The organism is Haladaptatus sp. CMAA 1909, assembly GCF_043952005.1.
Classification (GTDB): Archaea; Halobacteriota; Halobacteria; order Halobacteriales; family Haladaptataceae; genus Haladaptatus.
Map to the genome: position 1 here is coordinate 487,705 of NZ_JBIOAV010000003.1, position 25,761 is coordinate 513,465.

General features: G+C 51.6%; 21 protein-coding genes and 3 pseudogenes. 9 read left to right on the plus strand and 15 right to left on the minus strand.

Annotated elements, in window-relative coordinates:
* Window positions 1–33: 33 nt before the first annotated feature.
* Window positions 34–414: a HalOD1 output domain-containing protein gene (locus tag ACGYLY_RS24155; RefSeq protein ID WP_395285307.1), complete on the minus strand. Its 381-nt coding sequence runs from the start codon at window positions 412–414 to the stop codon at window positions 34–36.
* Between the two features lie 597 nt (window positions 415–1,011).
* Here ACGYLY_RS24155 and ACGYLY_RS24160 point away from each other — a divergent pair.
* Entirely contained in the window at window positions 1,012–2,307 is a 1,296-nt protein-coding gene (locus ACGYLY_RS24160) for an aryl-sulfate sulfotransferase (protein WP_395285308.1), read from the plus strand.
* 71 nt (window positions 2,308–2,378) lie between these two features.
* On the opposite strand, the gene ACGYLY_RS24165 is transcribed toward ACGYLY_RS24160, so the two are convergent.
* Entirely contained in the window at window positions 2,379–3,584 is a 1,206-nt protein-coding gene (locus ACGYLY_RS24165) for an RNA-guided endonuclease InsQ/TnpB family protein (RefSeq protein WP_395291288.1), read from the minus strand.
* Between the two features lie 359 nt (window positions 3,585–3,943).
* On the opposite strand from ACGYLY_RS24165, the gene ACGYLY_RS24170 reads away from it, so the two are divergent.
* Window positions 3,944–4,909, plus strand: coding sequence for an ROK family protein (locus ACGYLY_RS24170; RefSeq protein ID WP_395285310.1), 966 nt, complete (start codon window positions 3,944–3,946; stop codon window positions 4,907–4,909).
* Between the two features lie 204 nt (window positions 4,910–5,113).
* Here the strand turns inward: ACGYLY_RS24170 and ACGYLY_RS24175 are convergent, their stop codons facing one another.
* Together ACGYLY_RS24175 and ACGYLY_RS24180 are read right to left on the minus strand one after the other, a co-directional pair.
* Window positions 5,114–6,316 (minus strand): nitrate/nitrite transporter, encoded by a 1,203-nt coding sequence (locus tag ACGYLY_RS24175; protein ID WP_395285311.1) that lies wholly within the window; start codon window positions 6,314–6,316, stop codon window positions 5,114–5,116.
* 358 nt (window positions 6,317–6,674) lie between these two features.
* On the minus strand, window positions 6,675–7,739 hold the full coding sequence (locus tag ACGYLY_RS24180; RefSeq protein ID WP_395285312.1) for a saccharopine dehydrogenase family protein: 1,065 nt from the start codon (window positions 7,737–7,739) through the stop codon (window positions 6,675–6,677).
* 524 nt (window positions 7,740–8,263) lie between these two features.
* Between ACGYLY_RS24180 and ACGYLY_RS24185 the strand changes: the two are divergent.
* Window positions 8,264–8,440: pseudogene (locus ACGYLY_RS24185) on the plus strand (RNA-guided endonuclease TnpB family protein); the annotation flags it as partial.
* Between the two features lie 1,590 nt (window positions 8,441–10,030).
* Window positions 10,031–10,459, plus strand: a complete 429-nt coding sequence (locus ACGYLY_RS24190; RefSeq protein WP_395285313.1) for a hypothetical protein — start codon at window positions 10,031–10,033, stop codon at window positions 10,457–10,459.
* A 47-nt stretch (window positions 10,460–10,506) separates the two neighbouring features.
* On the opposite strand, the gene ACGYLY_RS24195 is transcribed toward ACGYLY_RS24190, so the two are convergent.
* The 8 genes and pseudogenes from ACGYLY_RS24195 to ACGYLY_RS24230 all read right to left on the minus strand — a co-directional run bounded on the left by ACGYLY_RS24195 (window position 10,507) and on the right by ACGYLY_RS24230 (window position 18,810).
* Window positions 10,507–12,423, minus strand: a complete 1,917-nt coding sequence (locus tag ACGYLY_RS24195; protein WP_395285314.1) for a VirB4 family type IV secretion system protein — start codon at window positions 12,421–12,423, stop codon at window positions 10,507–10,509.
* A 3-nt stretch (window positions 12,424–12,426) separates the two neighbouring features.
* Window positions 12,427–13,545, minus strand: coding sequence for a hypothetical protein (locus tag ACGYLY_RS24200; protein ID WP_395285315.1), 1,119 nt, complete (start codon window positions 13,543–13,545; stop codon window positions 12,427–12,429).
* Window positions 13,542–14,717: a hypothetical protein gene (locus ACGYLY_RS24205; RefSeq protein ID WP_395291289.1), complete on the minus strand. Its 1,176-nt coding sequence runs from the start codon at window positions 14,715–14,717 to the stop codon at window positions 13,542–13,544. Before ACGYLY_RS24205 ends, ACGYLY_RS24200 begins: the two co-directional genes overlap by 4 nt.
* Window positions 14,714–16,261 carry a hypothetical protein gene (locus tag ACGYLY_RS24210; RefSeq protein WP_395285317.1) on the minus strand — a complete coding sequence of 516 codons (1,548 nt, stop codon included), beginning with the start codon at window positions 16,259–16,261 and terminating at the stop codon, window positions 14,714–14,716. The genes ACGYLY_RS24205 and ACGYLY_RS24210 overlap by 4 nt, the downstream gene beginning before the upstream one ends.
* A 267-nt stretch (window positions 16,262–16,528) precedes the next feature.
* Window positions 16,529–16,972 (minus strand): hypothetical protein, encoded by a 444-nt coding sequence (locus ACGYLY_RS24215; protein WP_395285318.1) that lies wholly within the window; start codon window positions 16,970–16,972, stop codon window positions 16,529–16,531.
* 398 nt (window positions 16,973–17,370) lie between these two features.
* A pseudogene (locus tag ACGYLY_RS24220) lies at window positions 17,371–17,616 on the minus strand (SWIM zinc finger family protein); the annotation flags it as partial.
* 112 nt (window positions 17,617–17,728) lie between these two features.
* Entirely contained in the window at window positions 17,729–17,875 is a 147-nt protein-coding gene (locus ACGYLY_RS24225) for a zinc-ribbon domain-containing protein (protein WP_395285319.1), read from the minus strand.
* Window positions 17,872–18,810: a transcription initiation factor IIB family protein gene (locus tag ACGYLY_RS24230; protein ID WP_395285320.1), complete on the minus strand. Its 939-nt coding sequence runs from the start codon at window positions 18,808–18,810 to the stop codon at window positions 17,872–17,874. The genes ACGYLY_RS24225 and ACGYLY_RS24230 overlap by 4 nt, the downstream gene beginning before the upstream one ends.
* A gap of 254 nt (window positions 18,811–19,064) precedes the next feature.
* Here ACGYLY_RS24230 and ACGYLY_RS24235 point away from each other — a divergent pair, with 254 nt between their 5' ends.
* Window positions 19,065–20,072: a TIGR04024 family LLM class F420-dependent oxidoreductase gene (locus ACGYLY_RS24235; RefSeq protein ID WP_395285417.1), complete on the plus strand. Its 1,008-nt coding sequence runs from the start codon at window positions 19,065–19,067 to the stop codon at window positions 20,070–20,072.
* Between the two features lie 822 nt (window positions 20,073–20,894).
* Here the strand turns inward: ACGYLY_RS24235 and ACGYLY_RS24240 are convergent.
* Window positions 20,895–21,095, minus strand: a pseudogene (locus tag ACGYLY_RS24240) (transposase); the annotation flags it as partial.
* A 156-nt stretch (window positions 21,096–21,251) separates the two neighbouring features.
* Window positions 21,252–21,809 (minus strand): hypothetical protein, encoded by a 558-nt coding sequence (locus ACGYLY_RS24245; protein ID WP_395285321.1) that lies wholly within the window; start codon window positions 21,807–21,809, stop codon window positions 21,252–21,254.
* A 128-nt stretch (window positions 21,810–21,937) separates the two neighbouring features.
* Between ACGYLY_RS24245 and ACGYLY_RS24250 the strand changes: the two genes are divergently transcribed.
* Window positions 21,938–22,387, plus strand: a complete 450-nt coding sequence (locus ACGYLY_RS24250) for an ArsR family transcriptional regulator (RefSeq protein ID WP_395285322.1) — start codon at window positions 21,938–21,940, stop codon at window positions 22,385–22,387.
* 78 nt (window positions 22,388–22,465) lie between these two features.
* Here ACGYLY_RS24250 and ACGYLY_RS24255 read toward each other — a convergent pair whose 3' ends face one another.
* Window positions 22,466–23,335, minus strand: a complete 870-nt coding sequence (locus ACGYLY_RS24255; protein ID WP_395285323.1) for a DNA-binding protein — start codon at window positions 23,333–23,335, stop codon at window positions 22,466–22,468.
* A gap of 573 nt (window positions 23,336–23,908) precedes the next feature.
* Here ACGYLY_RS24255 and ACGYLY_RS24260 point away from each other — a divergent pair.
* From ACGYLY_RS24260 to ACGYLY_RS24270, 3 genes are all read left to right on the plus strand, one after another.
* A complete protein-coding gene (locus tag ACGYLY_RS24260) occupies window positions 23,909–24,199 on the plus strand; it encodes a hypothetical protein (RefSeq protein ID WP_395285324.1) in 291 nt (96 codons plus the stop codon).
* Complete coding sequence (locus tag ACGYLY_RS24265) at window positions 24,199–24,708, plus strand: DUF3368 domain-containing protein (RefSeq protein ID WP_395285325.1); 510 nt, start codon at window positions 24,199–24,201, stop codon at window positions 24,706–24,708. Before ACGYLY_RS24260 ends, ACGYLY_RS24265 begins: the two co-directional genes overlap by 1 nt.
* Window positions 24,709–24,933: 225 nt before the next feature.
* Window positions 24,934–25,329 carry an ArsR/SmtB family transcription factor gene (locus tag ACGYLY_RS24270; RefSeq protein WP_395285326.1) on the plus strand — a complete coding sequence of 132 codons (396 nt, stop codon included), beginning with the start codon at window positions 24,934–24,936 and terminating at the stop codon, window positions 25,327–25,329.
* Window positions 25,330–25,761 lie beyond the last annotated feature (432 nt).

Genomic DNA, 25,761 nt, shown 5'->3' on the forward strand with positions numbered 1-25,761 from the left:
ACTACATCGCGAAATAAGGAACCATTTTGTTGATCAGCTAGTCGGGCATGGGTTTTCACCAGTATCGAGTTGTGTCCCGATCGGTTTGTAAATGAGGATGGTGTAGTCACTCCAAACCGTGACGAGATAGTCCTCGGTAGTGGATCGCACCTCGTTGTCACTCTTTTTCGATGCACTGACTTCGATGATGTCTTCGAGCGCATCTGGATTCACGTACTCGTACAGCGAGAGCGTGGTCTGGCCGACTGTCGGTTCAATAACGTCCATGATCACGTCGACAACGCCGATAACAATCTCCGGACGCGATACTTCGGGGTCGATCGTCTCGGATGCGACTAATGCATATTGGGACGATCGACTCGGATCAGAAGCATCTACGCCAGAGCCAAACCAGGTGGTCGTTTCTAGGGTCATTGGGATTCTCTGGGTATGTTCGATACTGTTTACAATTCATTAAGTACTCCCCGCCGGCACTGTCTAGTTAAGTGGTTCTGGTGTTGAGTGGCATTTTAGCGCCTGTAACGGGAATAGTGAACGAACCACTTTGTCTGATCATGACTAGGGGTTCGGTGAAGTAGCCACTTTCCGTCTTCTTACAGTGCAGCTGATCTCGATAGCAAGAATCAGCCACCTACTATCGGTGGGTGAAATTTCGCTAATCGTACCGCTATCGCTTGGTTTTCCTTATCTAGACAGTGCCTCCCCGCCGTGTATTTCTATAGTTGAATCATTCTTTGTTGGCTTCCTCACAGACAATCTCACGAAGTTCTTCGAGTTTGGCGGGTCGATGCTCGGCAAGCACAGCCATGTCCTTTGGGAATTCCTCGGTGATTCGGGTACTCATCCGAGAGACGGCCTGATTACGCTGTTGGTTCGAGGGATCGCTCTCACCACGAACGTGCGCTCAATTAGGTTCCGCCATGATTGATAGGCTTCGACTCATCGCCTGAGATTTTGTATCACCTATTAGAGATCGCAAAACCTTTGCGACATCTCAGAGTATGAAATATAATGAATCCCCGCCGTCAAGGTACCTGGCTCGCCGTAATCGGTGTCATCCTTTTGGTATTAACTGTAGTTGTCAGTGGGACCCTTGCACCAGAGATTGGTTCCGTCGGTGATAGCGATAGCCGCCGAACTTTAGTGGGATCACAAGGTGGTGGGCCTGGTTGGCATGAGTATGGAAGTGTATATCTTTTGACTGGGCGAAATGTGACATGGCGCGAAGCTAGTGCAAATAGCTATTTCGACGTAACGAAGACGAGCAATGGAACGGTATTGGCAGGGTTTATGGATGGTGGATATCAGAAATGTGCTCCCTATGAATCTCCATGTTCTCGCTCAGGGTTTCGTGTGATTGATCCCATACCCACTCCCAATGTTATCTCGGAATATAGTTTCCCAGTTCGTGACAAAAAAGACAGTGAGGTTCACGATGTCGAGCCCCTCGCTTCAGGGGAATATCTGATGACCGATATGGAACACGAGCGCATCTTTACGGTAAAAAATGGTGCAGTTACATGGCAATGGAATGGGAGTTCATTCTATGATGCGCCAAGTGATCCAACAAAGTCTGATTGGCTGCATATCAACGATGTCGACGTCATTGGTGATGGTCGATATCTGATTTCGATTCGGAATACAAACCAATTATTGGTCATTCAACGAGGCAAAGGTGTTGTCGAGGTAATCAATAAGGATACTCCAACAAGCTCTGATGAAAGCTGTCGACGGTCAGGCCAGTTAGCTGATTATGATAATGATGGCAATGTTCGCTGTGGTGATCCCTCTGTGCTTAATCATCAACACAATCCACAGTGGTTAGGAGATGGTGCCGTACTCGTTGCCGATAGTGACAACGACCGCATTGTTGAACTGCACCGCACCGAAAGTGGGGAATGGCGTCCTGTTTGGGCAGTAGGAAGTGCTAGTGGCGTCGAGTTTAATTGGCCACGTGATGCTGATCGGCTGCCAAATGGAAATACGCTCATCACCGATACACTAAACAGACGAATCGTTGAGGTGAATTCCGAAGGCAAAGTCGTATGGAGTACAAGAACACCACGGATTCCGTATGAAGCGGATCGACTCCCGGTGGGCGAAACAGTCGGTGGACCGCAATACAATTCAGATACGTCATCGATCGTTGCGCCGGGGAATGATATCCCGATTCTCTCATCGATCCTCATTCTCCTACGAGCGATTGTCCCAGCGACACCGTTCTGGTTCGGTATTCCGCAGTTAGTCTTGTCACTGCTCTCACTCGCCTTGATCCTTACTGGAAGTGTTCGCTATCTACGTCATTGATGATTGAGATTCCTCAGATCATAGGTCAACTACCCCGGCGTAAACGCCGGGGCTTGTCGGTGAACTCCCGTTCACGCCGAAACTTCGGCGGACGAAAACTCGTCACTCACGTTCAACGTTCCCGACTTCAGGGCCAGTTGACGGTTGGCCCGTCCACGCGGAGACTTTTGCCCTGCGTGGACATGCTTGATTCCAATGTTCTTCGCCGCGTTGTAGTCCGCGTGAACCTCGTAGCCGCACTTTCGACAACAGAACCGCTCCTGTTTCGGGCGGTTCCCACGTTCGGTGTGACCGCACTTTGAACACCGTTGGGACGTATACGCCGGGTCTACCTGTGTGGTCGATATCCCGAACTCTGTGGCTTTGTACTCGACGTACTCGTAGAGCCGTCTGAATGCCCATGCGTGGAACGCTTTCGCGCCCGGCATACGGTCTCGAATATCGGTGAGGTCCTCGAAGGCGATTGTAGAACAGTCGTGCGTTCTTGCTTCTTGAACGAGGGCCTTCGAGAGACGGTGGAGGTAGTCTTCCGCCCATCGGCTTTCCCGGTCGCCGATCCCGTCGATAGTTCGGTGAGCCGATTCCGTCCCAGTCTGTTGCAGTGAGCCACGAATCGTCTCGTATTCGCGGCGTCGGTGATTGAGGTAGCCGCCCGACCACATGCAGCCCGTCGATGTAGCGGCTATCGTTTTCACGCCAAGGTCGACGCCGAGGACCGTCCCGCCCTCGGCATCCGGCGGCTCGTCGTCTTTGGCTACGCCGACGTGAAGATAGTACTCGCCATCGCGGTAGTGAAGCGTCGATTCCCGAAGCTCCCACTCGTCGTTTCGCAGGTACGTCGTCTGTGGGTTCTCGCCTTCCGGGGGAAGGACGTACTCGGCTGTTACGCGCCCGTTGACCGCCGCAAGCGTACAGTGGTCGTCGCGGTAGGTCACCGCGTTCTTGTTGTAGACCACGGTGTTTGCCGTGAACGTGGGTTGGGTAGCGTACTTCCCGTTCTGCCATGCCGATATGACGCCCTTCACCGAGTCCGCCGCGTAGTTCCGGGCGGCACAGACGAGATCAGCGTTCAGCCCGTCAGTGGCTTGGCGGACCTGCTGATACGTGAGGTGGTGGAGCTTCGTTTTCGACGTAATGACGTAGCCGTCGTCGTTGCGCTCGAACGCGCGGTCTGCGACCAGTTGAGCGGCTTGACGGAACCGCTCGGTGGTTTCGCGGAGATTGTCGCGCCGCTCGTCGGGAACGGCTAATTTCACAACAACAGTACGTCGAATCACAGTTCCATATACAACACCAACTATTATAAAAGCATGAGAGTTGAATAGCTGATTGAGGCGGTTGTGTAGTGGAGTTTACGCGATTCCCGCCCGGCCTCAAGGCCGGGATTCCCTCGCTGTTTAAAGATGGACTGGCTGTCGTTTCACCTCATCCGTATTTGCTACCCACCGGGCGGTCACTGCCGGAAACTCGAACTTACGAATTATTTGTAGAACAGATGCCCATTATGTCGACTATCCATCTCACCTAAAGAGCTAAAACTTCACGAAGAATTCTCAACAAGACACCATTCAAAAATGAGCGAGGGAACTACTTAGTGATTCTATAATAAAGTGGTGTGGATTTGTGACTAGCGGTAATGTACTATGTGGGCGTCGACCTGGGCGCAACCAACGTTCGCGCTATTGTCGGTGACGAAACAGCGACAATAATCGGCAGCGCACGAGACTCAACCCCAGGTGGACCGACGGGAAGAGCGATCACAGATTCAGTTTTACAAGTGGTAAAACAAGCCTGCAATGACGCGGACGTTCCCTTGACAGCCATTGCAGGGGCTGGAATCGGGTCAATGGGTACAATGGATTCAACTGCCCGTTCGATTGAGATTCCAACAAACATCTCGACCGAGATTGGGTCAATCCCACTCGTTGAGCCGCTCTCACGGCTGTTACATACTACTAGCGTTCACTTGTGTAATGATACTGTTGCGGGTGCTCTTGGTGAATGGTCCTATGAGCACCCGTCAGTCGACAATCTCGTCTATCTCACAATTTCTTCCGGAATCGGTGTGGGAATAATAGCCAACGGAACAGCATTTTCGGGCCAAGGTGGTAATGCTGGGGAGATGGGGCATACGACAATCGATATTGATGGGTTTATGGAATGCAGTTGTGGGAGAACTGGCCACTGGGAAGCGTATTGCTCAGGGAATAGCATCCCACGCTTCGCTAATGCCCTTTATAATAAAGACCCCGTCGAAACAGCGCTCTCAATCGAAACCCCCGAGTTTACTGCAGAGGATCTGTTTGAACACGGTGGAACAGATGCGTTTGCAGACCGTGTTATTGATCGTCTCGCACATCTGAATACTGCTGGTATTGCGAATATCGTTCACGCATACGATCCTTCAGTTATCAGTATCGGGGGTGCTGTTGCACTCAATAATCCCGATCACGTAGTCGAGCCTGTCAAATCGAGACTTAGTGAGGCTATTCTTGTTGAAACTCCCGAAATACAGTTGAGTGAATTAGGTACTCAGGCGGTACTAAAAGGTGCTCTCACCCTTGCAATCACTGAAAATAGACAAGCCTATCCGAAGATCTGATCCTCAATCAGAGTCATGAGAACCTCGGAGACCACCAGTACAGTGTCCCCATGAGGTTTCACGCCCGGACTGGTCGGTTGTAAGCGACGCGGAGGGTGGAATCAATTGTGCTCTGACCAATGTACCCGACATTTAGCATGCTTGCTGAAACCACTCTGGTAGCCGTCAGACCAACCCTATCAACTACTATTAGAAGACACGCACTTAGGTGGGCTCGGGTGCGCGTAGCGCTAAGAGGACACCAATGAGGGCGACCCCACCGGCGACGAAAAACGCCGGGCCGTAGCCTGCGCGGTCGATGATGGTGCCGGCGGCGAGCGGTGCAGCAAACGCACCCAGTAGACCGACGCTCGTTAGCAATGAAACAGCCGTCGTCTGCACCGTCGCCGGCACGAGTTCAGCGATATACGAAAAGAGCAGTCCAGTAACGAGCTGGATAGCGAAGCCGACGACGACCACCGCCCCGCCAACGAGCCCAAGTCGGGAAATAAATGCGAAGGCGACGACTGCAGGTGTGGCAACGACGAACGACGACACGACAACGGGGCGACGTTTCCCGCTGAAAACGCGGTCAGAGATGACACCACTACTCGACCGTCCAATTGCTCCAATCGCCGGGAACAGGGCGGTCAGCAGGCCGCTCGCTGCAAGCGAGATGTCGAATCCGCTGACTAAGTAGCTCGGCAACCACGTGTTGACAAAGAGATACAGCGAGTAGGCGAGAAAGCAGAGCACGCAGACGGTCCAGACCGCCTGATTAGTGAACATTTCGCGTAGCTCTGCGCGATCCGGTGAAGAGGCATCAACTCCCGGAACGTGATGATGGGTTGCAAACAAGAAAATAGTGACACCGACGACGCCCATGGCGGCATACAGTGGGAAGATTGCAGGCCACCCAGCAACAGTTGCAATGAGGGGACTGCCGAATTGGCCGAGTGCGAATCCAACGGGTGCGCTTGCGGTAAACACCCCGACGGCGGTCGCCCGCTGGCGCGGTGCAACGGCGCTTCCAACGACGTTCGCACCCGCGTTCCAGAAGATGACATACGCGATACCGCCGAGCACACGCGAGACGAGCAGCCAGAGAAACGCACCGGCAGTGGCCGCATACCAGCCCCAGACTCCCGCGACAACAAGTGCGACGGTGCCGAAGATAATCACCCGACGCACCGAAAAGCGGTCGATGGCGATGCCAGCAGGGACGCTGGTGACAACCGCAGTCGCGTACATAATGCTGACGAGCCACCCTGCTGTACTCGCCTTGAGTTCGAGTGATTCTTGAATCACCGGCAAGACGCTTGCTGGAGCGATCTCATAGGCTGCAGCCGCCGTCGAAAGCACAAAAAAACCGATGAGCAGACCGAGTGTCTCGCGGTGAAAACTTTCTGTAGTTGGTTGGTCACTCACGGTCTGTGTATTCGATTCTCAGAGCATTGTCAAACCATTTCTGTTTCTTCCATGAATACGAAAACCGAAGAGCCATGGCCACCCCGGTTTGCCAATCTATGTTCGAGATGATTACACCAGTGATTACGGAAGGTAACGGTGTTCGCCGTCTTTCATTTCGTACCAGGATGCGACTGCCGCGAAAATCGCAATCAACGGAAACACCATCAGAAGACTCCTGAGATCATAACGCCGCTTGTATTAAGTTATCAGTACTAAGAATGATGATTGCAACCAGCCGCTTATACAGTCCCGAACTCCGGCGTCTCCGAAACAGTCCGACCCGTTCATAAAACTCTACCATTTGATATATTTGTCTTCAATCGGGTACGTTGATATCTCGGCGTTCCACGCCCGCAAATGTGAGTACATAATCCGGACCGAACGCTTCACCGGGTGTTAGGAAGCCTGGATTTGTTTCGTTGTCAAGGACACGGCGAGCTGATTCGACGGCAGTCTCTGCGGTCAGATCATATGTATCGGGCGTCTGTAAGTGTGCACTCGCCTGTTCACCGGCATCAGTTTCGACTTCTCCAACAATCCGCGTCACATTTTGTTCACGCTGTGCTGCAGTCGGGCCAGAGACCACAGTATCGATCAGAATCTTTAATACGTCTTGAACTGGTCTTGATCCGAGAATCTGTGTAAATCTCCCCGAGTGCTTCATCACCTCGAGAGCATACTCAGGAATTGTCGCATACGTTTCGATGTTCGGAATATTCGTCGCATAGAAAGCGGTTGAAACATCACCCCACGGCACTGTGACGGCTTTTTTAAGAACCCCGTCAAACGCAAACTCACGAGTCTGCCACGCCGGTGGAACGTCTCTTATCTTACCATTCTCGCGGACTGCACCCGGTCGATGCAGCTCCTCAACTATTGACTTCCCTGTACCTGGGGAGAATGTCTGCATGCTGTCGAGTGCAAGGCGTAAGCGAGTAGGGTTATTGACCTGATCGGCAAGATAGACCGCAAGGCAGTCTGTGGGGACGACATCGAAGCCGACTGCTGGAAGGAGCGTCGCCCCTGCCTTGACGGCGTCGTCATTCCGCTCAGCGATTGCTTCGAGAACGTCGATCTCGCCTGTAATGTCGAGATAGTCTGTTCCGGTCTCCAGACATGCATCGAGTAGCGGCGTTGCCGTCGACGAGAACGGTCCGGCACAGTTCAATACGGCATCGAATTCGCCTACAGACTGCTCGATGATCGCTGGATGTTCCAGACTAAACGTCTGGTGATCAAGTCCGAGTTCGGTCGCTTGCGCCTCAGCTGCTTCGGCTCGTCGACCAGCCAGCACTGGTGACACTCCCTTGTCGACCGCTGTTTTAGCGATCAATGCCCCGGTATAGCCGTACGATCCGTAAATAAGCAATTTATCAGCCATATAGCCATCACTGTACCGTGTCGTCAAAATTCTCGTGGCAGTTGGTATGGAGACAAACACTCGGTCGCCACCCTGTTCCCTAGGGGGAATCTCTCACAGCTTTGGAGCGCAGTGGGGTGCAACGATACTACGGCTGGGCGAATGTAACGCGAGGCTCAAGATGGTCATCGGCATCAGTATGACTGCCTGTTCGACATACTGTGTGGAACTGAGCCGGGCATAAACTGGCAAACTCGTCGAGTCATGGCAGTCACATGTGGTTGGATCTAGAGTATTGGTTTAGCAGCAGGTACGAGATCGATTTTCAGAGGAGTGATGTTTCCTCGTTCCATTTTGGAATTGAGATGACCCAGTGATGGTAAAGCATGTGATTTGTACGAGTTGGCGAATCTGCTCTGGTTAAGAACAAGTAATAGCTTTGTAGCGTGATTTTCCGATCCCTGCTTGATCTCTGTAGTCCCTCCCACGTTTTTGATTGGTAGTTCTCGGTTAGTATAGTATACTAACTTCTGGCACTCGGTGCATCGTGCGGGTTCGAAGTGGATAGAGACGCAAACGCGGGGTGGAACATTCTCGCTCGCGGTCTCGAAGAGGTAGGGATGGGCTGTCCCGAATCAACGCTTGCGGAGACTGCGCTCCCTACGGACACCGATTCGGTGTCTGCAAAGCGCGTCATCGAAACAGGAAGCCCCGCCCTTTAGGGCGGGGAGGAGTCACAAAGACGACCCTTACACCGAATTCACCATATAGCTGGTATGGCTGCTGAAATTTCGATGCTCTTCGAACCGAAGAGTACCAAAAGCATGAATTTCAGATCTAATCAAATATCGCATCAATTTAAAAATAACTGAAAAGAGGCCAGCGTTTTTAAGATAGTACATCAGAAAGAGAAGCCAATATGCCGTTCCATATCATTGTATGGCGATGGTTCTCTGGGGATAAGAGCGTCATTCATGAATGTCGCCACTGTGGAACGACGCTTGAATCTACCGAACATCGATGTCCCCTTTGCGAATCGAATGATGTAGTGTCGTTCGATATTTCTTGATATTGCATTTCAATCCATGTTGGGTGTTCTGTCAAGAAACCATCACATCGGTTGTATCATTTAGGGCATAAAACAACGTCTCTGGGGACAAAACAATCTGGCCTGGTCATTCGTCGCTCAACGGCCGTTCGACCGGCGTCGTCTCCCCCTCCTCAAGATCGGTGAGGTTGATCTCATCATGAGCATCCGGAACAATAGCACCCTACTTGAAAAATAGTACTAAATAATAAAATCTATGTATGATAATTTTTACTTATGATATAAGATATTAGCGTATTTAATTCGACTTATTTGATATTTAGTTCATCAAAGGCACATAGAGAAATACCCGACACTATCGGGATTTAAGTAGTAGACTATCTACTACGATCCCTTGTCCTATTGTCCCAGAATTACCAATAGAATAGGGAGGGCGGAGAGAGACATATTAGAGGATACAATCTATCGGTTTTCATCGTTCCAAAGTATTATTTTGAGATCTTAGATATTATATTCTTTGTCGACATTTTCCGCACGGTTGGAGGCCACGATTCTTTGCTTTTTCACGCGTGATTTCCATCCAATTTGAGCTTTCGGGAACTAAGTGGCAAAGTGAAACTGCCTCACCGCGTTCGTGATACGCATAGGCGCTATTGCTTCGCAGAACAACAACAGTGTCAGTCTCAGAGCGTTTATCAGTAGTTGCACGATCAATACGTTCATTCAACTTTGGAGTAGCTCCTTGAACCATATCTGGGGTCTCCGGACAAGTATGTGCACCGAGATGTACGACGACTTTATTACAGCCAGAACACACAGAAAACGGGGAGTCAGAACCATCTTTTATCACCATATGTTGTCCTGAACAATACTGTTTAATCAGAGTGTCGAAAAGAACGTAGGTATAGATTCTCAATCCCACTACGCTATCGTGCCAGTATCTAAATATTAGAAAATAGACTGACGATAATCGTTCGGCAATCTGAAATGGGAGTTTCTGAGCAGGTTATCATACGTTTTCGGAGGCAATACGCCTGCTCGAACAGTTTCTTCCCCTTTACTCAGTTAGTACATTGAGGAAGACAGCACCACCCTACCGAATGCTGAAACCATGGGTATGTCATTTCTACCATTGTTGACATCCTCTCCGCCCTAAAGGGCGAGGCTTTCTCCTCGAATCTACGTAACCACTAGAATTATTTACCTTGTTTTTATTATTGAAAATAATCAGAGTTACTTTAAGTATTCAAAAATTAGAGACCATATGAAACGTCGCTGGTTTCTGGTACTCGGAACCTTCCTCATTGTCGTTCAACTCGCCATCGTTGTGATATCCAGTGTTCCGGTATTTTCAATAACCAGTGCGACATTTATACTCTTGACCACTGGCTGTGCAGGAGTTCTGTTCGCGATTGGCGGTACCGGAAGAGGAATCGGGTTAATCACATGGAATCAATTCATCGGAGCTGCTGACTTTCTTCTCGGGCTGTTATTTATACTGATAGCTGTATTCCCAATCTGGAATAGCATGTCACCGTACGAGACTAGTATTCAACTACTTCTTGGCATCGCGGCTATTGGTGGTTTGATCTCACTCATGTTTATCGGAGTCGACTGGGTTCGTGGCGACCACTATTTTAATCTCATTGCATACGATCCTGGACCAATTTTTTTGCGAAAAAAGGACAATTGAACTCGAAATACGATCACAAACCCTCGTCTCTCGGGATGATGAGGATATCAATCCCTAGGATCCACAATCCCCATCTCTTCGGGTAATCCAGTCACTTTCACTGGATAATTTCCTTTGTCTTCAAGACAGACGAGCGCATGACTATATCCTCGCTCACGAGTTCCGGGTTTCGCCTGTCGGCAAAACTCGGCTTCGCGTTCGTTCAGCCCCAATCGCTTGCGATTTGCATCGGAAAGACCGGGCAAGCGATGAAGCAGTTTGATCGACGATTCCTTGGCAAGTACTTCGGCCTTTTCATGGACGAAGAAGTCGCTCAACTCCTGGGTGACGAGATGAATGCTTAAATCGTGATGGCGAGAGTGTCGATATGCACGCTCCAACCAGTCAAGCGAGCCTGCATTTTGCATCAGATAATGTGCCTCGTCGATGACGAGAATGACGCGTTTGTCCGTTTGCTTCGTGCGCTCGTAAACAGCGTCGAACAAAAGTTGCATCATCAAGGCAATTTCTCGGTCAGCTTCGCTCTGCTGGAGGTCTAAATAAGTAACCTTGGAGCCACGAAAGTCTATGTCTGACCGACCGGCGAGATTCGCATACTCGCCGTCGCCCATGAACGGCCGCATCCCGATACGAAGATCAGCCGCCTTGTCTTCCCATTTTTCCACCTCAACTGCGGTTGGTACAGTTTCCTCATCTTCATGTTCGAGAAACGAACCTGCGTCTTCGGCCATCTGACCAAGGATGTGAAAGACATCCTGGACAGTTGGACTTTTCTCCCCGTGCGTGTGCGGTTCACGCGTGATGCCGCACCACTCATAGGCTTCTTGGACAGCATGACTCAAGACGGCACGGGAATTCGTATCGAGTCCGTCACCACTCGTATCGACATGCGCAAAATACGTCTCAAAGAATCCCATGATACTCGATAATCGTTGTGCGTATGGGTCAAGATCGTCGGTCGATTCCAAGACATGAGCGGGTGTTTCTTTGATTTCCATCGGATTCAACTGCCGTGTGCCACCGACCACGATTCGATCGGCATCGAGGGCATCCGCAAGTGAGCGAAACCCTTCAAGCGGGTCGATCATGATGAGGATGGTGTCCGGATCGTTTGCGATTTCACGAAGGCTTAGAAGTTTGGCGCTCACGGATTTTCCAGAGCCTATTTTCGCGGCTGCAAGAACGTTGTACCCGTTGGGTCGTTTCCACCGGTCAACGACAACTGGTGCACTGGTCGTCGCGTGATAGCCATATTGAATACCGGTCGGTTCGAGTACAGTTGTCGTAGAGAACGGGAATGCGGCACCCAATGCACCACCGAGCATCGGTGTTCGTGCGCTCGGAAGAGCATAACTGACAGCGTCTTCAGCGATCGGACTGCCACTGATGAGTCCATCCGTTTGAATGTAATCGACAGATTTCACCGTCAGTTGGCGTTTTGCGAGGTCAGTAGCGATGCGCTGGCACGTTCGCTCGACCGCTTGATTTGTCTCACCACGCACCGTGATATAGGTCGCAACATCGAACACCGACTGGGAGCCATCGGTCAGTTGGAAGAGAACGTCCTCGTGATCACGGATTCGGCGGTCAGTGATACCAATTGAAGGGTCCCCGTTTTTCTCCTTTCCGAGACGAACCGTCTGGAGATCGCGAATCGCGTCTTCAAACTCCTTGATGCCGCGTTCAGTCGGGCGAGGACTTGCATGGATCGAGAGATCGACATCCGCACTCGGATGGGTCGTTATCGTCTCTAATAGTCCTGGGTCGGCCGTATCCGGCCAGTCGATGACGACAAGTGTCTTCAACCACCGATCGCCTGCTTGTGTCGCTTCAGCGGTGAGTCGCGCACTCGACGGAGCGACAAGACGGGCATGGTGTTCGCTACCGTTGCCGAGTGGATACGTCGTTTCTGGTTCGTCGGATTTTCCGGTGAACGTCTCTTTCAGGGTGGTAAACAAGGACATGAATTAGTAGTGTGTGAGATTCGGCGTTTCTCGAGTCGATTCATCCGACTCGGTGTCATGCTTAGTGAAAGTATCCGCGTTTAGTGTTGTTTGAACCGTTACAATTGGCATTGTACGGACACGGCTTTCTGCGGTTCCGTACTCTGTGTGAGTACCAGTCCAGAATGCTTCGATCCACTCCGCAAGTATGTCTGTCGAAACTGGTTCGGCATGGCACGTTTCAATTCCACGAATAGCATCTTGAACGGCATGCAGTCGGCCAGCAAGGATTGTCTGTTGAGCTGTTCTGATTTCAGCGGGAGTCAACCGCGTGCTCCCTGCACCGACCATCATGAACAGATTGCCGAGGTACGGAAGACTAGCGAGTTTACTGAATATGCCGTATTCTGCGAGTTGAACTTCTGGGATGGTTACCGGAATGAGAATCTGGTACTCACGGATGCTCGTCCCGCGGGCTTGAAACTCGTGTGGAAGCCGAGACTGGTAGCTCTCGATGAGATTCTGTAGGGTTGCGTTTGACCGGACATCGGGGTCATCGATACGATCTGTGTAACCAGCGATGAGCCGACTGGGATCAACACGACGGGCAGAAGATCGGATTTGAAGTTCAAAATCCAATGTATTTAGCGCGTTGCCAAGCGCATCGGCCGCCGCATTCCACTCTGTTTTTGTCGCCAGGGTCAAATTCGCGGGATCGATTCGGACACCGGTGACGAGAGCTCCATCGAGGCGTTCGAGAGTCTCCGTCTGGGGATGGAATCGCTTGATATGCGTGAGCGGACCGGTTTGCTCCATCGGTCGTGTACTGAACAGGGTCAGGAGTTTCGGACGACGGACGAAGGAAGCAATCTGTGAGAGCCACGTTTGTGGAGTCATGTGGGATGGTGAGATGAACACGATGAGTGCAGTTCCACCGAGGATGACGAGACTACCTGCAAGTCCAACGACGGTCGTAAAGAGTCCGTCTTGGAGAGCGAAGAGGAGAAACCAGCAGAGTGCAATGGCAGTCGAAGGCAGAAACAGTTTCAAATCTGCCAGACTGTAATCGATGTCGATACCTGTGATTTCGTCGTTTGCACCGAACGTATCAAGGATTCTGCGTCGTGGTGTGTTTCGAGTCATGGATGTTTGTCGTCGTGACCGCGATCTGGTTCTGAGTCGATTCGATTTTGCGTGAAGCGAGCACTGAGAGTCGTTCGAAGCCACATTATTGCTGTACGCGGTTCCCACCCCGTTCGGCGTTCGACGATGCGTCGAAGCGCATACATTCCACCTATCGTTGGCGGGATCCACAGGAGCATTGAGAGATCCGCTTCGAACCCGACGAGCGGGATATCTAAAAGCGTCAGAAGGGCACCGATGAACGCCAGACAGAACGAGTATCGACTGGTGAACACCCACCCTGTCGTCCAAACAGCAAAGCCAACAATGTCGCGGTCTTCCCGAAGCGCGCTTCGAAGGAAAATCACGCTACCGAGAGCACCAACACTCCAGAGAACGAGCGCACCGATTAGCGATCCCGCGGGAAATCGGCCGGTCTGAATCAGTGTCCAGTCGAGTGCACCAACCCATCCGAGCAGGGAGAACCCGACAACAAATTGCCAGCGAGGTCGCTCGTGAGTAACGGATTCTGTTGTCGTTCCTCGTCGATGACGGCGTTTGATGTGGCGTTTGTGTGCCTGTTCGCGTTCTCGAATGTGGGCAAAATAGCCGACGCCACCGAGTACAGCGAGCGCCACCAAGTTCCTGCTAAGGGTGCGAAGTAGTCCATCCGTTTCCCGCAGAGCCATCAGTACCCAGTGTTGCCCGGAATCCAGTCCGAGCAAGAGTGTACCGACAATTGCGATGAGAGTTATTACGATTCCGAAGAAGATGACCAATCCAACAACCACCGCGAACATTCGTCGGACGAACAGGAATCGACCAGTGTGGACGAACAGACGAGTCTTCTCAATGCACTCTCTAAGCAGTCGGTGAGCGTAGAGAAGCGTGAATCCTGGTTTGGCGTTCTTTAGCCTGCTTGCTTTACTGACTTCATGGTATACGCTTTGCTTGTCCTTCCATTCAAAGCAGTCTAAACATACAGTGAAGTGATTCTCTACCCTGTCTTCGACATCATGAGATTGGTCGAGAGGGTGCATCATATAACCTACATTACCCATAGGTTTCGTGACTACTCCACAGATTTGGCACGTGAAGTTATCTCGTTCACCCACTTGGTCAACTAAGCGAGTTTCGGAATTTCGACCAGACCCACCATCAATCAAGGAAAAACCCGGAATTCGAACTTTCATGTTCCCCGAGTTTCTTCAATTTTTCGAAGGGTGTTTCTATGTTCCTGTTCGTATCGTCCTTTCCGATAGTCGCCCTGTTTTACTAGATCTCGAGCATCGAATACTTCTGATTTTGCTTGATCGTACAGCAAAATCGTTTTATCAGGTTTTCTTTTCGCTATACGATTCAGTGTACCCTCATCGATTAGCCACCCAGTGTTCGATGGACCTTGACTAAGTGACTGGTATTTTCCACGGCTATCGAAATAGCCAGCATCGTACCGTTCTTTCGATAGCGCAGACCGATCCGATACCTTTGTGACGGTTACATCCGAAGGGACAGTATCGTATGTGGTTGGATCCGTTCTCTGTGCACTACTGTCTCCACTGTGTGTTGAACCCGTACTTTGTCGGCCATGACCAGCATCAGTCGTGCATCCCGAATCAGTTGTAGAAAGCGATCCAAACGTCGAACTTGTCGCTGCTTCAAGTTCGCCTGCGATGGTTGTTCCGCCGAATCCACCGTCATCTCTGCTCCGTTTAAACGGCGAGCCAGCGATCGGATCGACACGACCGACTCCGGCATTCGATGGCGAAGCCGTCTGGCTTGCTTGCGAGCGACGTAGTCGGTCCGTGAGCGTGCCCGACCGGGAGGCAACAGCCATGCCAGAAGCAGCACCGAGTGCACCTGCTGTGAGAGCCGAAAGTGACCGCATTCGTCGATTGCCGACGAACAAGAAGAGCGGTGATAGCGCTGCACAGAGCCACAACAGAAACACGAGGATGATGTAGGTGAACGAATCTACACCCGCAAAGCTCGACAGGCCACCGTCAAGCGAATCGGCGATGGCGTTGACGACGGGATATCCGACACCGAGGATAACTGCCGCTGGAAACGGGATGAACGCACAGGGGACGAACAGCCCTTGTAGGCGTTCACCGACCGATGCAAGGGGACGGAAAACCCACATCGCGGGGAGTGACAACGCGATGAATACCGGCATCGCCGGAATCAGCACGTATACAGCAAGCCACGAGAGGCCGAATACGCAGGCGACGAAGAGGAATAAGACACCCGATGAGAGCCATAGTAGGAGGCCAGCGAGACCTGCTGCAGTCGCACTATCGACGATACGATCGAAGCTGGCGAAGATTTGCTCTCCAGACGGTGCGAACATGAGGGTGAGTCCGGTTGCGAGGTGCAGAACGAACGCACACCAGATCCAGGATCCGAGAATGAAAAAGAGCAGGAACCAGCCCTTTAGCGCGAGACTCCGGGCTCGCTGTGCGGAGACCGTTCCCGAGGGCAGAAAGACACTTGCACGCAAGAGCAACATTGTCAATGCCCATACCGCAATTCCTGCTGGCAGTCCGAGAGAGAACCACAAGTCATAGACAGTATCCATCGGCGCGTTCGTCGGCCGGTCAACGAGTTCCATCTCTCCATGACGGGTTGGAACGGGGCGACTGACGAGAACACTGATCGCCCACTCTGCGGCTCCGCGTGCGAAATCGAGGAACTGTTTTGCTACTTCCTTGATTGCACCGAGAATGCCATTACACATTCGACCGCTGATGACACCTAGTCCAGTACATGTCCCATCGAACGCCGCGGTCGAATTCGAGAGAGGTTCGGAGCCAGTTGGCCATACTCCGGATGTTGTTTTCGTTGAATTTCCCGGTGTGGTCGTCGAATTCACCGGTACCGTTGTTGTTGAAGAGCCATTTGGCGGAACTTGAGCGTGGCTTGGGATACTCGTGATGGTGGTAACTAGCAGGACGATGAGTACAGCCACCGTGACTGACTGAATGTGATTCGTCACCATTTGTCGTCAGAAAAATGGAACGATGTCCACACACCCAGCGAGGCCAACGCCTGTCGATCGAATGAGCAGATCGAGAACGAAGGCAAAGAGGGGAGTTGTAACAGCCGCATACACTGCGCGATTACGCCAGGCCTTGATGGATTGGACCGATTGTGGATCTTTTGGGAAGGCCGCGGCGTTGTGAAGCACGTATGCGAGAATAGACGATGCGATCATCGTAATACCGACAGCGAGGGGTGCGGCGAAGTTGATCGTCCTTGCAAGCGGCGTGCCACAAAGATCGGAACCAATGGTCTGTTGGGCTGAAACGGGATTGGTGAAGACGAATAAGACGGCCATCCCTATGAGGAGACGACCAAGTGTTTGTATTCCATTGTGCCGCGATTTGGGGATCTGATGTGGTGATTTAGTGTAGTTCGTTTCAGGTTCGAGTGAAGTCTTGTTTTGCATTTGCTCTCCACGCTAGTGGGGAGATCATGGCATTCGAGCGGCTGTTTTACCTCTGTACGCCCATGCCATATTCTCCCACGATAGCGATACTACGAGCACCGAGCCAGGGTATTTATATCCATATTTGGGATTTGCAATGATATTTAAAAAGAAATTGAGAATTTGGAAGATCAGGAGTGAAGACAAAAATAATTAGAGTAATTTGAAATTGATTTAGGATTCAAATATTCCTTTCGTGGAGAAATCACGCAAGGTATGACAGGAGTGTACACCAATCATCGAGAGGTTGTGGCTGCCGACCGCAGAGTGGTTCGGGAGGGGTGGTTCAAAGAGAATCCAAAAACATGAAATCTAAACCGACTACCCCGAATCAGCATACGACGGTATTGATTGATCGAAATAGCGACACCAACGCGGTGTTTGCACGCACCCTCGTAGTGGGCGTCCGCAGGACACTCACAGGCAGTGGGAACCCCATCGCGGATGGTAACACGATATTCGTGGTCTGCTGGGTTCGCGTGGCTCGCATTTCGAACGAGCACACCCACCGGATCAAGAGTGAACTCGAAGGCTTCGTACTGGGCACGTTTTGCGATTCGCTTGCTATACGTCAGGTGCGAAAGGACGTGATCGTGACTGGACATTCTATCTCCACGAGGCACACAGGAGGTGCCCCGCACCCGTCAGGGGTGGAAAAATCGTCGTGCGGTCGACAAGGAAATACCGCGGTCAAAGGACTTCACTGAATGCGACCGGTTACTCGAGTCGATAGACGGCGATCCCGTCGTGCCCACAATTCGAACACACAGTGGCTTCTTCTCCTACCACAGTTCCACAGTGGCGACACTCAGCAACGATGATACATCGTGGTAGTTTCACAAACAACCGCAAGAGATGCTTCATTGGACCGATTCTGTCCTCTCAAGTTCGTCTTGAATCCGATTTCGCTGGACACGCACCGTCCGAGTTGAAACACTCGCCGCATCTGCCAAGTCAGTCTGGAGGACCGGAACACCGTGCTCGGCGGCTGCGACAGCCAGACACGCTGCCGCGACACCTGTTGGGTTACACCCGATGACGAATTCCGCCTCCGATACCCATCTCGAGAGGTGCTTAGCACGGGATTCGACGAGACGTGGGATGGCAAGCGACGATGCGATCTGTGCGACGTAGCCACTCGGCTGTGGCGGTTGTGTAGGAAGATCGAGTTCAGTATTCAGAACACGATATACACCACGGATCGTCGCCTCACTGTCTTTCGAATACTCAATGATCTCTGGCAGTGTCCGCGGCAATCCAAGACAGCGGATCGTTGCATAAACACATGCCGATGCAACCGACTCAATCGACCGGCCACGAAGAAGGTTGTTGGTCTGTGCTGTTTTAAAGAGAGTACAGGTGCGATCGCGAACCCTGGATGATAGCGAAAGTGCACTCACGAGACGACGAATCTCACTGAAGCCGTGACCGAGGTTTCGATTTTCTTTTGATCCCCAACTCGCACGCCGATGGTGGGTTTGAAGTCTAGAAACCTGCCGTTGTTTCGATGGAGAAATCGTCCGCCCCGTAGCGTCCGTGTGGCCATAGATTTCGGTTGTTAGCCCATAGTCGTGAAGCGTCGGTGTTAGCGGGCTTCCTGTTCGGATGCGTGTCTTTTGTTCATCATCGAACCACTCTGGACCGCGATCGATACGATCCTCAAACAGGACAAGACCACAGTTCTCACACACCGTCTCTAGAGAGTTCGTACTAACCCGGCCGTTACATTCAGGGCAGGGGGTACCTGCCTCGTTCAATTCATCGTCGAACCCGTCTTCGTAGATGTCTCTGATTGCCATCGATATCACTACTTATCGAAACGCTCATTCTGGAACGCCCCGCACCTCTCGGGGGCAAAAAAATTCTCGGCGGTGGGATCACACCAGTCGTCAAATGGGTTCTTGCACGGAAAGGGAAACTCTCAAGGAAAGCAACTTGAGTTCACGGATTTGATGAGTACATAAAACATTCCCAGGAGGGGATTTATGTGAGTTCGTACCACGGAATTACAAATGACATCACCATCTCGGGAATCGACGTGGAGGACAGATTCGTGAATGCGGAACTGGATCTACTGGTACGACTTGGAGATTATGAGCGACCACAAGAGGTCGCGTCTCGCGCTGTTCAGGCAGAAAAATTGGGCTTTGATCGTCTGTCAATGGGTGAGACAACAGGCTGGAATATCGTTCCGGCTCTCACGCTCATCGCTGATCGAACGGACATCCTTGGGATTTCAAACGATGTTATTTCGCCATACGGTCGATCGCCTGCACTCATTGCCCAGACGGCATTGACACTTCACGATGTCTCGGATGGCCGATTTCGACTCGGTCTTGGACCGAGTTCGCCTGCGCTAACCGAACGATGGCATGGCAAATCGTTTGATCGGCCACTGCGGCGGACACGAGAGGTAATCGAGGTCATCAGGGGGGTCTACGAAAAAGGAAACCCTGCATACGGGGGTGAGATTTTCGAGATCGCAGGCCTCGGATACGAACGAGACATACCCAAGAACCCGCCGCCGATCGACCTGGCAACGATCGGTCCGAAGGCGACCGAGATGGCTGGCCGATTCGGCGACGGATGGGCACCGCAGCTGTTCACGAAGGATGGGCTAATAGAGCGGTGTGAAGATCTCAAGCGAGGTGCCGAACTTGGTGGGAGAAATCTATCCGAGGTGCGTGTGAGTCCGATCGTTCGTGGGATTGCATCGGAGGATCGCGAACACGCTCGAGACCTCGCACGGCGATCGATCGCATTTCTGCTTGGCGCGTACGGACCCTATTATGGGAACTCCGTCGCCGAGCAAGGCTATCCCGATGTTGTTGCCGATATTCGGTCTGCATGGGAAGTCAGGGATACCGATGCGATGAGCTCGCGTCTCCCTGATGAACTACTTGATGAATTGGCGCCTGCAGGAACCCCTGAAGAAGTTCGCACCTGGGTTGAGGACTATGCAGCGCTCGAAGGCGTCGATGCAGTTCGTATCGGGTTTGTCGACGGCATGACTGACAAAGATAAAAAGACGACAATGGAGGCTATTGCCGAGTTGGTATAGGAACGACCAACACTGTATTTGACCACTTCACCTGTGCAGGGCTCATAGTAAACAACCGAAGATGAAGCGGACACCTCACAGCCGATCAATCGCTTCGATTGATCAGTCCAAGAGAGATCACTCTTGAGTGACGCTACGACGAGACGAAACGAACACAACTGTATTGTTTACATGAATAACCACCTGCAGTCGGTTTAACGTGAGCCACTTGAGCGAGGAACAGTTTTTCGAGTATGATGGTGATCACGAAGTCTATCTCTGGGGCACACGTGAGAACAATAGAGCAAGACATGAGAAATTGGAATGTATAGAGGAGAGACGAACGGGGGTGGAATCGAACCACCGGGGCCACGAAGTAGCCGCCATCGACGTAGTGTCGATGGTGCTTTTACCAACAAGCAACCCGTTCTCATCTGGAGTTTGTTCGGGAGAGCATGGTCGTGCCCACAGTTCAAGCACGACCATGTGTAGCGTGTATGACGTGCGACACAGCGTTGGTTGATCGTGTTCGGGCGTCGAAGAGACATTGTTGCTCATGAAGCGTTCTCCGACGCCCGCAATCTATCCAATGACCACATCCAGTATTGTTATGCGGTGCCTTCTATTAAATTATCTGTCATGAGATGCACTGAAACGGGTTCGGATGCACGCTACTAGGATAGGCGATTATAATGGCTCGGTCGAACCACCGAATCTAGGGAACGTCCTCAAGTCCAGGACAGTCACGGTTTGCAGAAGTGCAAGAAGAGTGCCCCGAGGCGATTTATCCTTGTATTCTAACACTCGGAGGAACGTCCCCCACGCTGCTCCAGCGCGGTTTCAGCTGTTGTTTGGTAATTTCAGCAACCCCTTTGTGTCGAGATCTTCGACGATTACGAGGTCATACTCCCGAGCGTAGTAGTTTGAGAGCTTGCACAGGAAGTTCCAACGTTTCTGCTTTTTGCCGGGATACCACCGAGCGACCGTCCTTTGTTGGTCGCGGTAGTTTGCCGAACCGTGCTCTTTCCGTGAAAGTTTGCGTTGCTTACTTCTTGAGGCAGAGTCCTTAGCGCCTGCATTCTGATAAATTTACCAAACCAACAAGACTGCACTTGTGGGAAGCCCCACCGTATAAGGCGGAGAGGATGTCACGACTAGAAATATCCAAAGGACCGAATGGTATTCAAGAGCTAGATGTCTTTAAGGAATGTTTTCAGTTTTTTCTTTAAGTTCGTTTGAATCTTCCCACCGGAACGTTCGATCAGCATTCAATAAAAGACGCAAGTGAGATGCCGCCATTCCATTGTTATACCGTTTCCTGTTTTCTTTCTCACTTCCGTAATCCCGTTGAAGAGCCCATACCTTCTTTCTAATTGTAGAGTGATACAGATATCCCATCTCCCACACATAGTCGCCTTCATAATCCTCAATCACGAGAACGATATGGGTTGCCGTCTCACAGAGATTCTCATATGCCGCTGCCCACAGCGCGATTTCATCCGAAATTAATCCGAAATCCTCGAGTCGAAAAGAGATTGAATTTGGACGATTTCCGAGAATATCATAGATACTCAATGGACGACTGGATTTCTCATCTGTCCCTCCTGCACCTAATACTAGATATCGTTGATCACTGTACGCAATTTGTTTGAATTTCTCCCCATGCAAGAGTGATTTGAGACGTTCATGTTCTTCCGGTGTGAACGCTAATCCCTCCATATCTATAAAATCCGTGCCCTCCGGTAGTTCATCGCTCATACGATTTTCTACTCAGAAGGATGTCTTTAAACTGCTCATTGGTCGCTCAATAAGTCGTGTGTCTACTCTTGTAATGAGTGGCGTTAAAGATACGAATGTTTATGCGGATAGATCCCGTATTTTCTCACATGAACCCGAACCCAACCGATGACGGCTCACCTGACACGTGGCACATCCTCCAAGCAGTCACGAATGAGAGCCGAGCAAACATTATCGCCGATATCGTCGGGCATCCACAAGACGCGCCGAGTGTAGACGAACTTGACGAGATGAATTCGAGTCTGGAGAAGGACACGATCAGAGGGCATCTCTCTGTTTTAAAAGATGTGGGTGTTGTAGATGTTGCGGAGATTCCCGTTGGGGAGCGCACCCGTGGGTATCCATATAAATTCTACCAGCTATCGGAGCGAGCACGCGATTTGTTCGATGAAAACGGTCTCTTCCCAGAGGAGGCATGGAAACGACAGTATAAGCGAGTAGCAAAAAGCCCGGAGATACGGGAGTTAGAACAGATGCCACGACCATCACTTGAGAATGAAGAGAATAGCGATAATAGTAAGAAAGTAACGGCGGATTAGTGACTGCTCCCCGCCTCAAAGAGCGAGGGTAGTGTCGTTTAACTCAGAACACAGCAATAAAAAATTCCGTAGAGGGGGCTATTTTCCCCACTGTCCACGCTCAAGGAAGAATACGGTGCTCCACCCGGTCACAGCTACGGACACGCGTCCCTCATACCAGGTCCGTGCGACTGACCGCAATTCCACCGTCTCGCCTTCGCAAACCATCGTCTTTCCTGACGCTCGCCACACGGTGAACTTAATTGTCCCCGTGTCGTCTTTGATGAGACCGACTTGCTGAATCTTCGGATGTAACGGCTTCCACAACGTTTCAACACGTCCTCGAATGCTCACCTCGTTCCGATTCACATCCTGTACATCTGCGATCGAAATCACTTGTCCCGGTGCCGTTCGCAACTCATCGTATACACCGACGACCGCACTCATCAATCCAACCCCGTCCGCGACCCGTTCTGCCAACGGCCGACTGATCGCTGCCCGCGACCAGCCACCTAATTTCGCCGCCATCCGCATCGACTGCTGGTTTACCCCCGCCAACTGCTCTTGGGTCAGCTCCTCACGAGGATCTGTTTTATCCGGGTCACACCATGGGTTCACACTCGCTGCTCGCTTCTGGAGTTCACGACGCCGCTCAACACTCCCCTGGGAAACTATCGCCCGATTTCCTGCCTCCCGAACCGATTTCTCGTCTCTGTCATATCGTTCTCGCGTCCGTTCGATTTCCCACTTACGGGCTTGCATTCGTTCGTACGTTTCCAGTGTCTGGCCGAACAACCGTCCATCCTCAGTCGTTCGCTCGTTTGCATAGTCGACCGTTCCCTGAATTTCCATCTCCACTGTCGGCCGCAACTCGGGTGTCTCCGTACCGACCTCGACGTCCTCGGTTTCCTGTACGATTGTCTGTTCTCCGACCGAAACTACTTCTCCGATAGTGCGCTTAGTACTCATTGGTTCTTCACCGAATCGAAGGCGCGTCTCCTACCGAGTCTTTTCCGACACTCACTCCTACACACCATCTCTGTACCGACTGTCCATCTCCTACGCGCGCTCGCTTGCGCCTTCGTGAGCGCCCCTGGGCGCAAAGCGAGCGCGCTATCGAAAGGATAGAAACCAGCACGCGCGCCGTCTCGGGTGGGTCGAGTGACCAGCGGAGTTAGTCCGACGTGTTCCGAGCACGCAACGCGAGCGCAGGAACCGACTGACTAACCCGCTGGCGTACCGGGAGGGTACGAACAACGGCCCGCCCGAACTGGACGGCGAGCGGGCGGACCGTCTTTGAACATCAGTCAAACAGGAAAAATTTGCACAACCTGAATGGTTGGCTGAAAATGAAATTTGATCTTTACATAGACTATGGCTTTCACACGAGCAATTGAGTAGAGGTAGTCAATTAGACTGTCTGCTCAATCCTCGATTAGCACTAATGTACAAGCCCTATTGTCTATTTCACACTTCAATGAGGGATGACTAGTAGTATGGCGCTCCCAAACTGTTGTATACTATGAATACATAGTAAACACCATGGGAACGATTTCAGCGCGTGTACCGGATGATCTCGAAGCGGAACTCGAAGCGTACCTCGAAGATGAAAGACTCGATCGAAGCACTGGCGTCCGAAAATTACTCGCGGAAGGGCTAGAGGAGTGGCGACACGAGCGGGCACTCCAACAGCTCCAAGCTGGCGAGCTAACCGTCATGGAGGCTGCCGACCGTGCTGACATGAATGTCTGGAACTTCGTACAGTTACTCAAAGACCGGAATGTGACGTGGGTTGCAGGTGACCACCTCGAGGCCGACCTCGAGGATCTCTAATGTGGGTCTTCGATGCGACGCCATTGATTTACCTTGGGAAGGCGGCTGCACTGACGCACTTGAGTGCGATTGAATCACCACGATTCATCCCGGAACGCGTCTATGATGAGGTTGTCACGGCGGGACTCGACTACGAGTATCCGGATGCACGGCGGATTGAACAACAGGTGGAGAGGGGGACGTTCGAAGTCGTCTCGGTGGAGGAGACAACCCTCTTTACCCGCTTGCAACGGAATCCGAATCTAAGCGAAGTAGATGTAGCAGTACTCGTCCTCGCAGCAGAGCACAACGCCACTGCAGTGATGGACGAACAGTACGGCCGTGATGTGGCTGCGACTGAGGAGATACCAACCCGCGGAACAGCCTACCTTCTCTTATCGCTCATCAAGGAGAACGAGATCACGGCAGACGAAGCGCGCAAATATATTGATGCCATGCTAGATGCTGGATGGTACTGTGCGCCAAATCTGTATGCGCAAATCATCGCGAAGCTCGACACATTGTCGTGATGTTTGCTTTTTAGCCACGTTGAATGAGTTCTGTCGTTTCGATACGGGCCTCTCGAAAACCCAAGATAAAACCACGCCTCTAGAGTGTTGCTCGCGAGTGCAAATTCGATGCTTTGGGTCGCGGCGTCCATCTCTTCTAACGGGACGTCGATATCGATGGCTAGAAACGCGTTGAAGCCCGGGTCAGTTCGAGCACTTATGGGTCTGTGTGAGTAAGTACTGGATATGGCTGAAACCGATCGTTCGTCCCCCGACGCAGATGATTTGGCAGGACTCCTGCCGGAGCACAGTCTCCTCTCTCTCGAGCAGCATTTGGACATGCAACGAGCGATCGGTAACGAAACCCGGTTCCGAATTCTCCACTTTCTTACCGAAACAGGAGCCCAGAGTGCAAAAGAACTCGAACAGGAACTTGACCTGCCTTCGAACACGCTTCACTATCATCTCGATGCACTCGTCGATGTGGGGCTCGTCGAGAATCGAAAACAAAAGAATCCCGACAGCGATGGACTCTACTCGTACTACCAAACTACCTCACTCGGCGAAGGGATACTCGAACATGGCGTTCGGGAACTGATGCGCGAGGAATGGGATCTTCTCGAAATGTATGGAGAATGTTAGAAGAAAACGTTTGCGTCTCTAATCCGAACAGATTCTAAGCGGGGTGACGACGTATGCCGGCCACGACGCTGCAACGGATTTCCTTTAGCGGGAACACCACGCTAAAGGTGGTGTTCCGGGAGGGAACGAATGACGGTCCGCCCGATTAGGACGGCGAGGGGTGGATCAGCTTCAAACGTGAACTAGCCACGACAAGAGAGCCTTCATAAACCACCGTGAACGACGGAAATCGGGACAGTACAATCGAGCGGTTGTCAGGATATCGATCCATAGCATCGTATTAGTCGTCGAGGGTACCAATCAAATCGGGATACTCTTGAATCCATTATGAACGTTCGACAGCATTCGATATTCTGGAGTGCGTCGTAAACCACTTTGTGATAAAACGAGTAGCCATCGATTTGCGAGAACACAGGACGAAATCGTACACCG

Coding starts and splice junctions, on each gene's coding strand:
- ACGYLY_RS24260 (WP_395285324.1), top strand. CDS start 23,909: ATGGGAACGATTTCAGCGCGTGTACCGGATGATCTCGAAGCGGAACTC.
- ACGYLY_RS24245 (WP_395285321.1), bottom strand. CDS start 21,809: ATGAGCGATGAACTACCGGAGGGCACGGATTTTATAGATATGGAGGGA.
- ACGYLY_RS24225 (WP_395285319.1), bottom strand. CDS start 17,875: ATGAAGCATCTCTTGCGGTTGTTTGTGAAACTACCACGATGTATCATC.
- ACGYLY_RS24230 (WP_395285320.1), bottom strand. CDS start 18,810: ATGGCAATCAGAGACATCTACGAAGACGGGTTCGACGATGAATTGAAC.
- ACGYLY_RS24215 (WP_395285318.1), bottom strand. CDS start 16,972: ATGCAAAACAAGACTTCACTCGAACCTGAAACGAACTACACTAAATCA.
- ACGYLY_RS24160 (WP_395285308.1), top strand. CDS start 1,012: ATGAATCCCCGCCGTCAAGGTACCTGGCTCGCCGTAATCGGTGTCATC.
- ACGYLY_RS24250 (WP_395285322.1), top strand. CDS start 21,938: ATGAACCCGAACCCAACCGATGACGGCTCACCTGACACGTGGCACATC.
- ACGYLY_RS24155 (WP_395285307.1), bottom strand. CDS start 414: ATGACCCTAGAAACGACCACCTGGTTTGGCTCTGGCGTAGATGCTTCT.
- ACGYLY_RS24270 (WP_395285326.1), top strand. CDS start 24,934: ATGGCTGAAACCGATCGTTCGTCCCCCGACGCAGATGATTTGGCAGGA.
- ACGYLY_RS24200 (WP_395285315.1), bottom strand. CDS start 13,545: ATGACTCGAAACACACCACGACGCAGAATCCTTGATACGTTCGGTGCA.
- ACGYLY_RS24210 (WP_395285317.1), bottom strand. CDS start 16,261: ATGTGTAATGGCATTCTCGGTGCAATCAAGGAAGTAGCAAAACAGTTC.
- ACGYLY_RS24255 (WP_395285323.1), bottom strand. CDS start 23,335: ATGAGTACTAAGCGCACTATCGGAGAAGTAGTTTCGGTCGGAGAACAG.
- ACGYLY_RS24205 (WP_395291289.1), bottom strand. CDS start 14,717: ATGAAAGTTCGAATTCCGGGTTTTTCCTTGATTGATGGTGGGTCTGGT.
- ACGYLY_RS24190 (WP_395285313.1), top strand. CDS start 10,031: ATGAAACGTCGCTGGTTTCTGGTACTCGGAACCTTCCTCATTGTCGTT.
- ACGYLY_RS24195 (WP_395285314.1), bottom strand. CDS start 12,423: ATGTCCTTGTTTACCACCCTGAAAGAGACGTTCACCGGAAAATCCGAC.
- ACGYLY_RS24265 (WP_395285325.1), top strand. CDS start 24,199: ATGTGGGTCTTCGATGCGACGCCATTGATTTACCTTGGGAAGGCGGCT.
- ACGYLY_RS24170 (WP_395285310.1), top strand. CDS start 3,944: ATGTACTATGTGGGCGTCGACCTGGGCGCAACCAACGTTCGCGCTATT.
- ACGYLY_RS24180 (WP_395285312.1), bottom strand. CDS start 7,739: ATGGCTGATAAATTGCTTATTTACGGATCGTACGGCTATACCGGGGCA.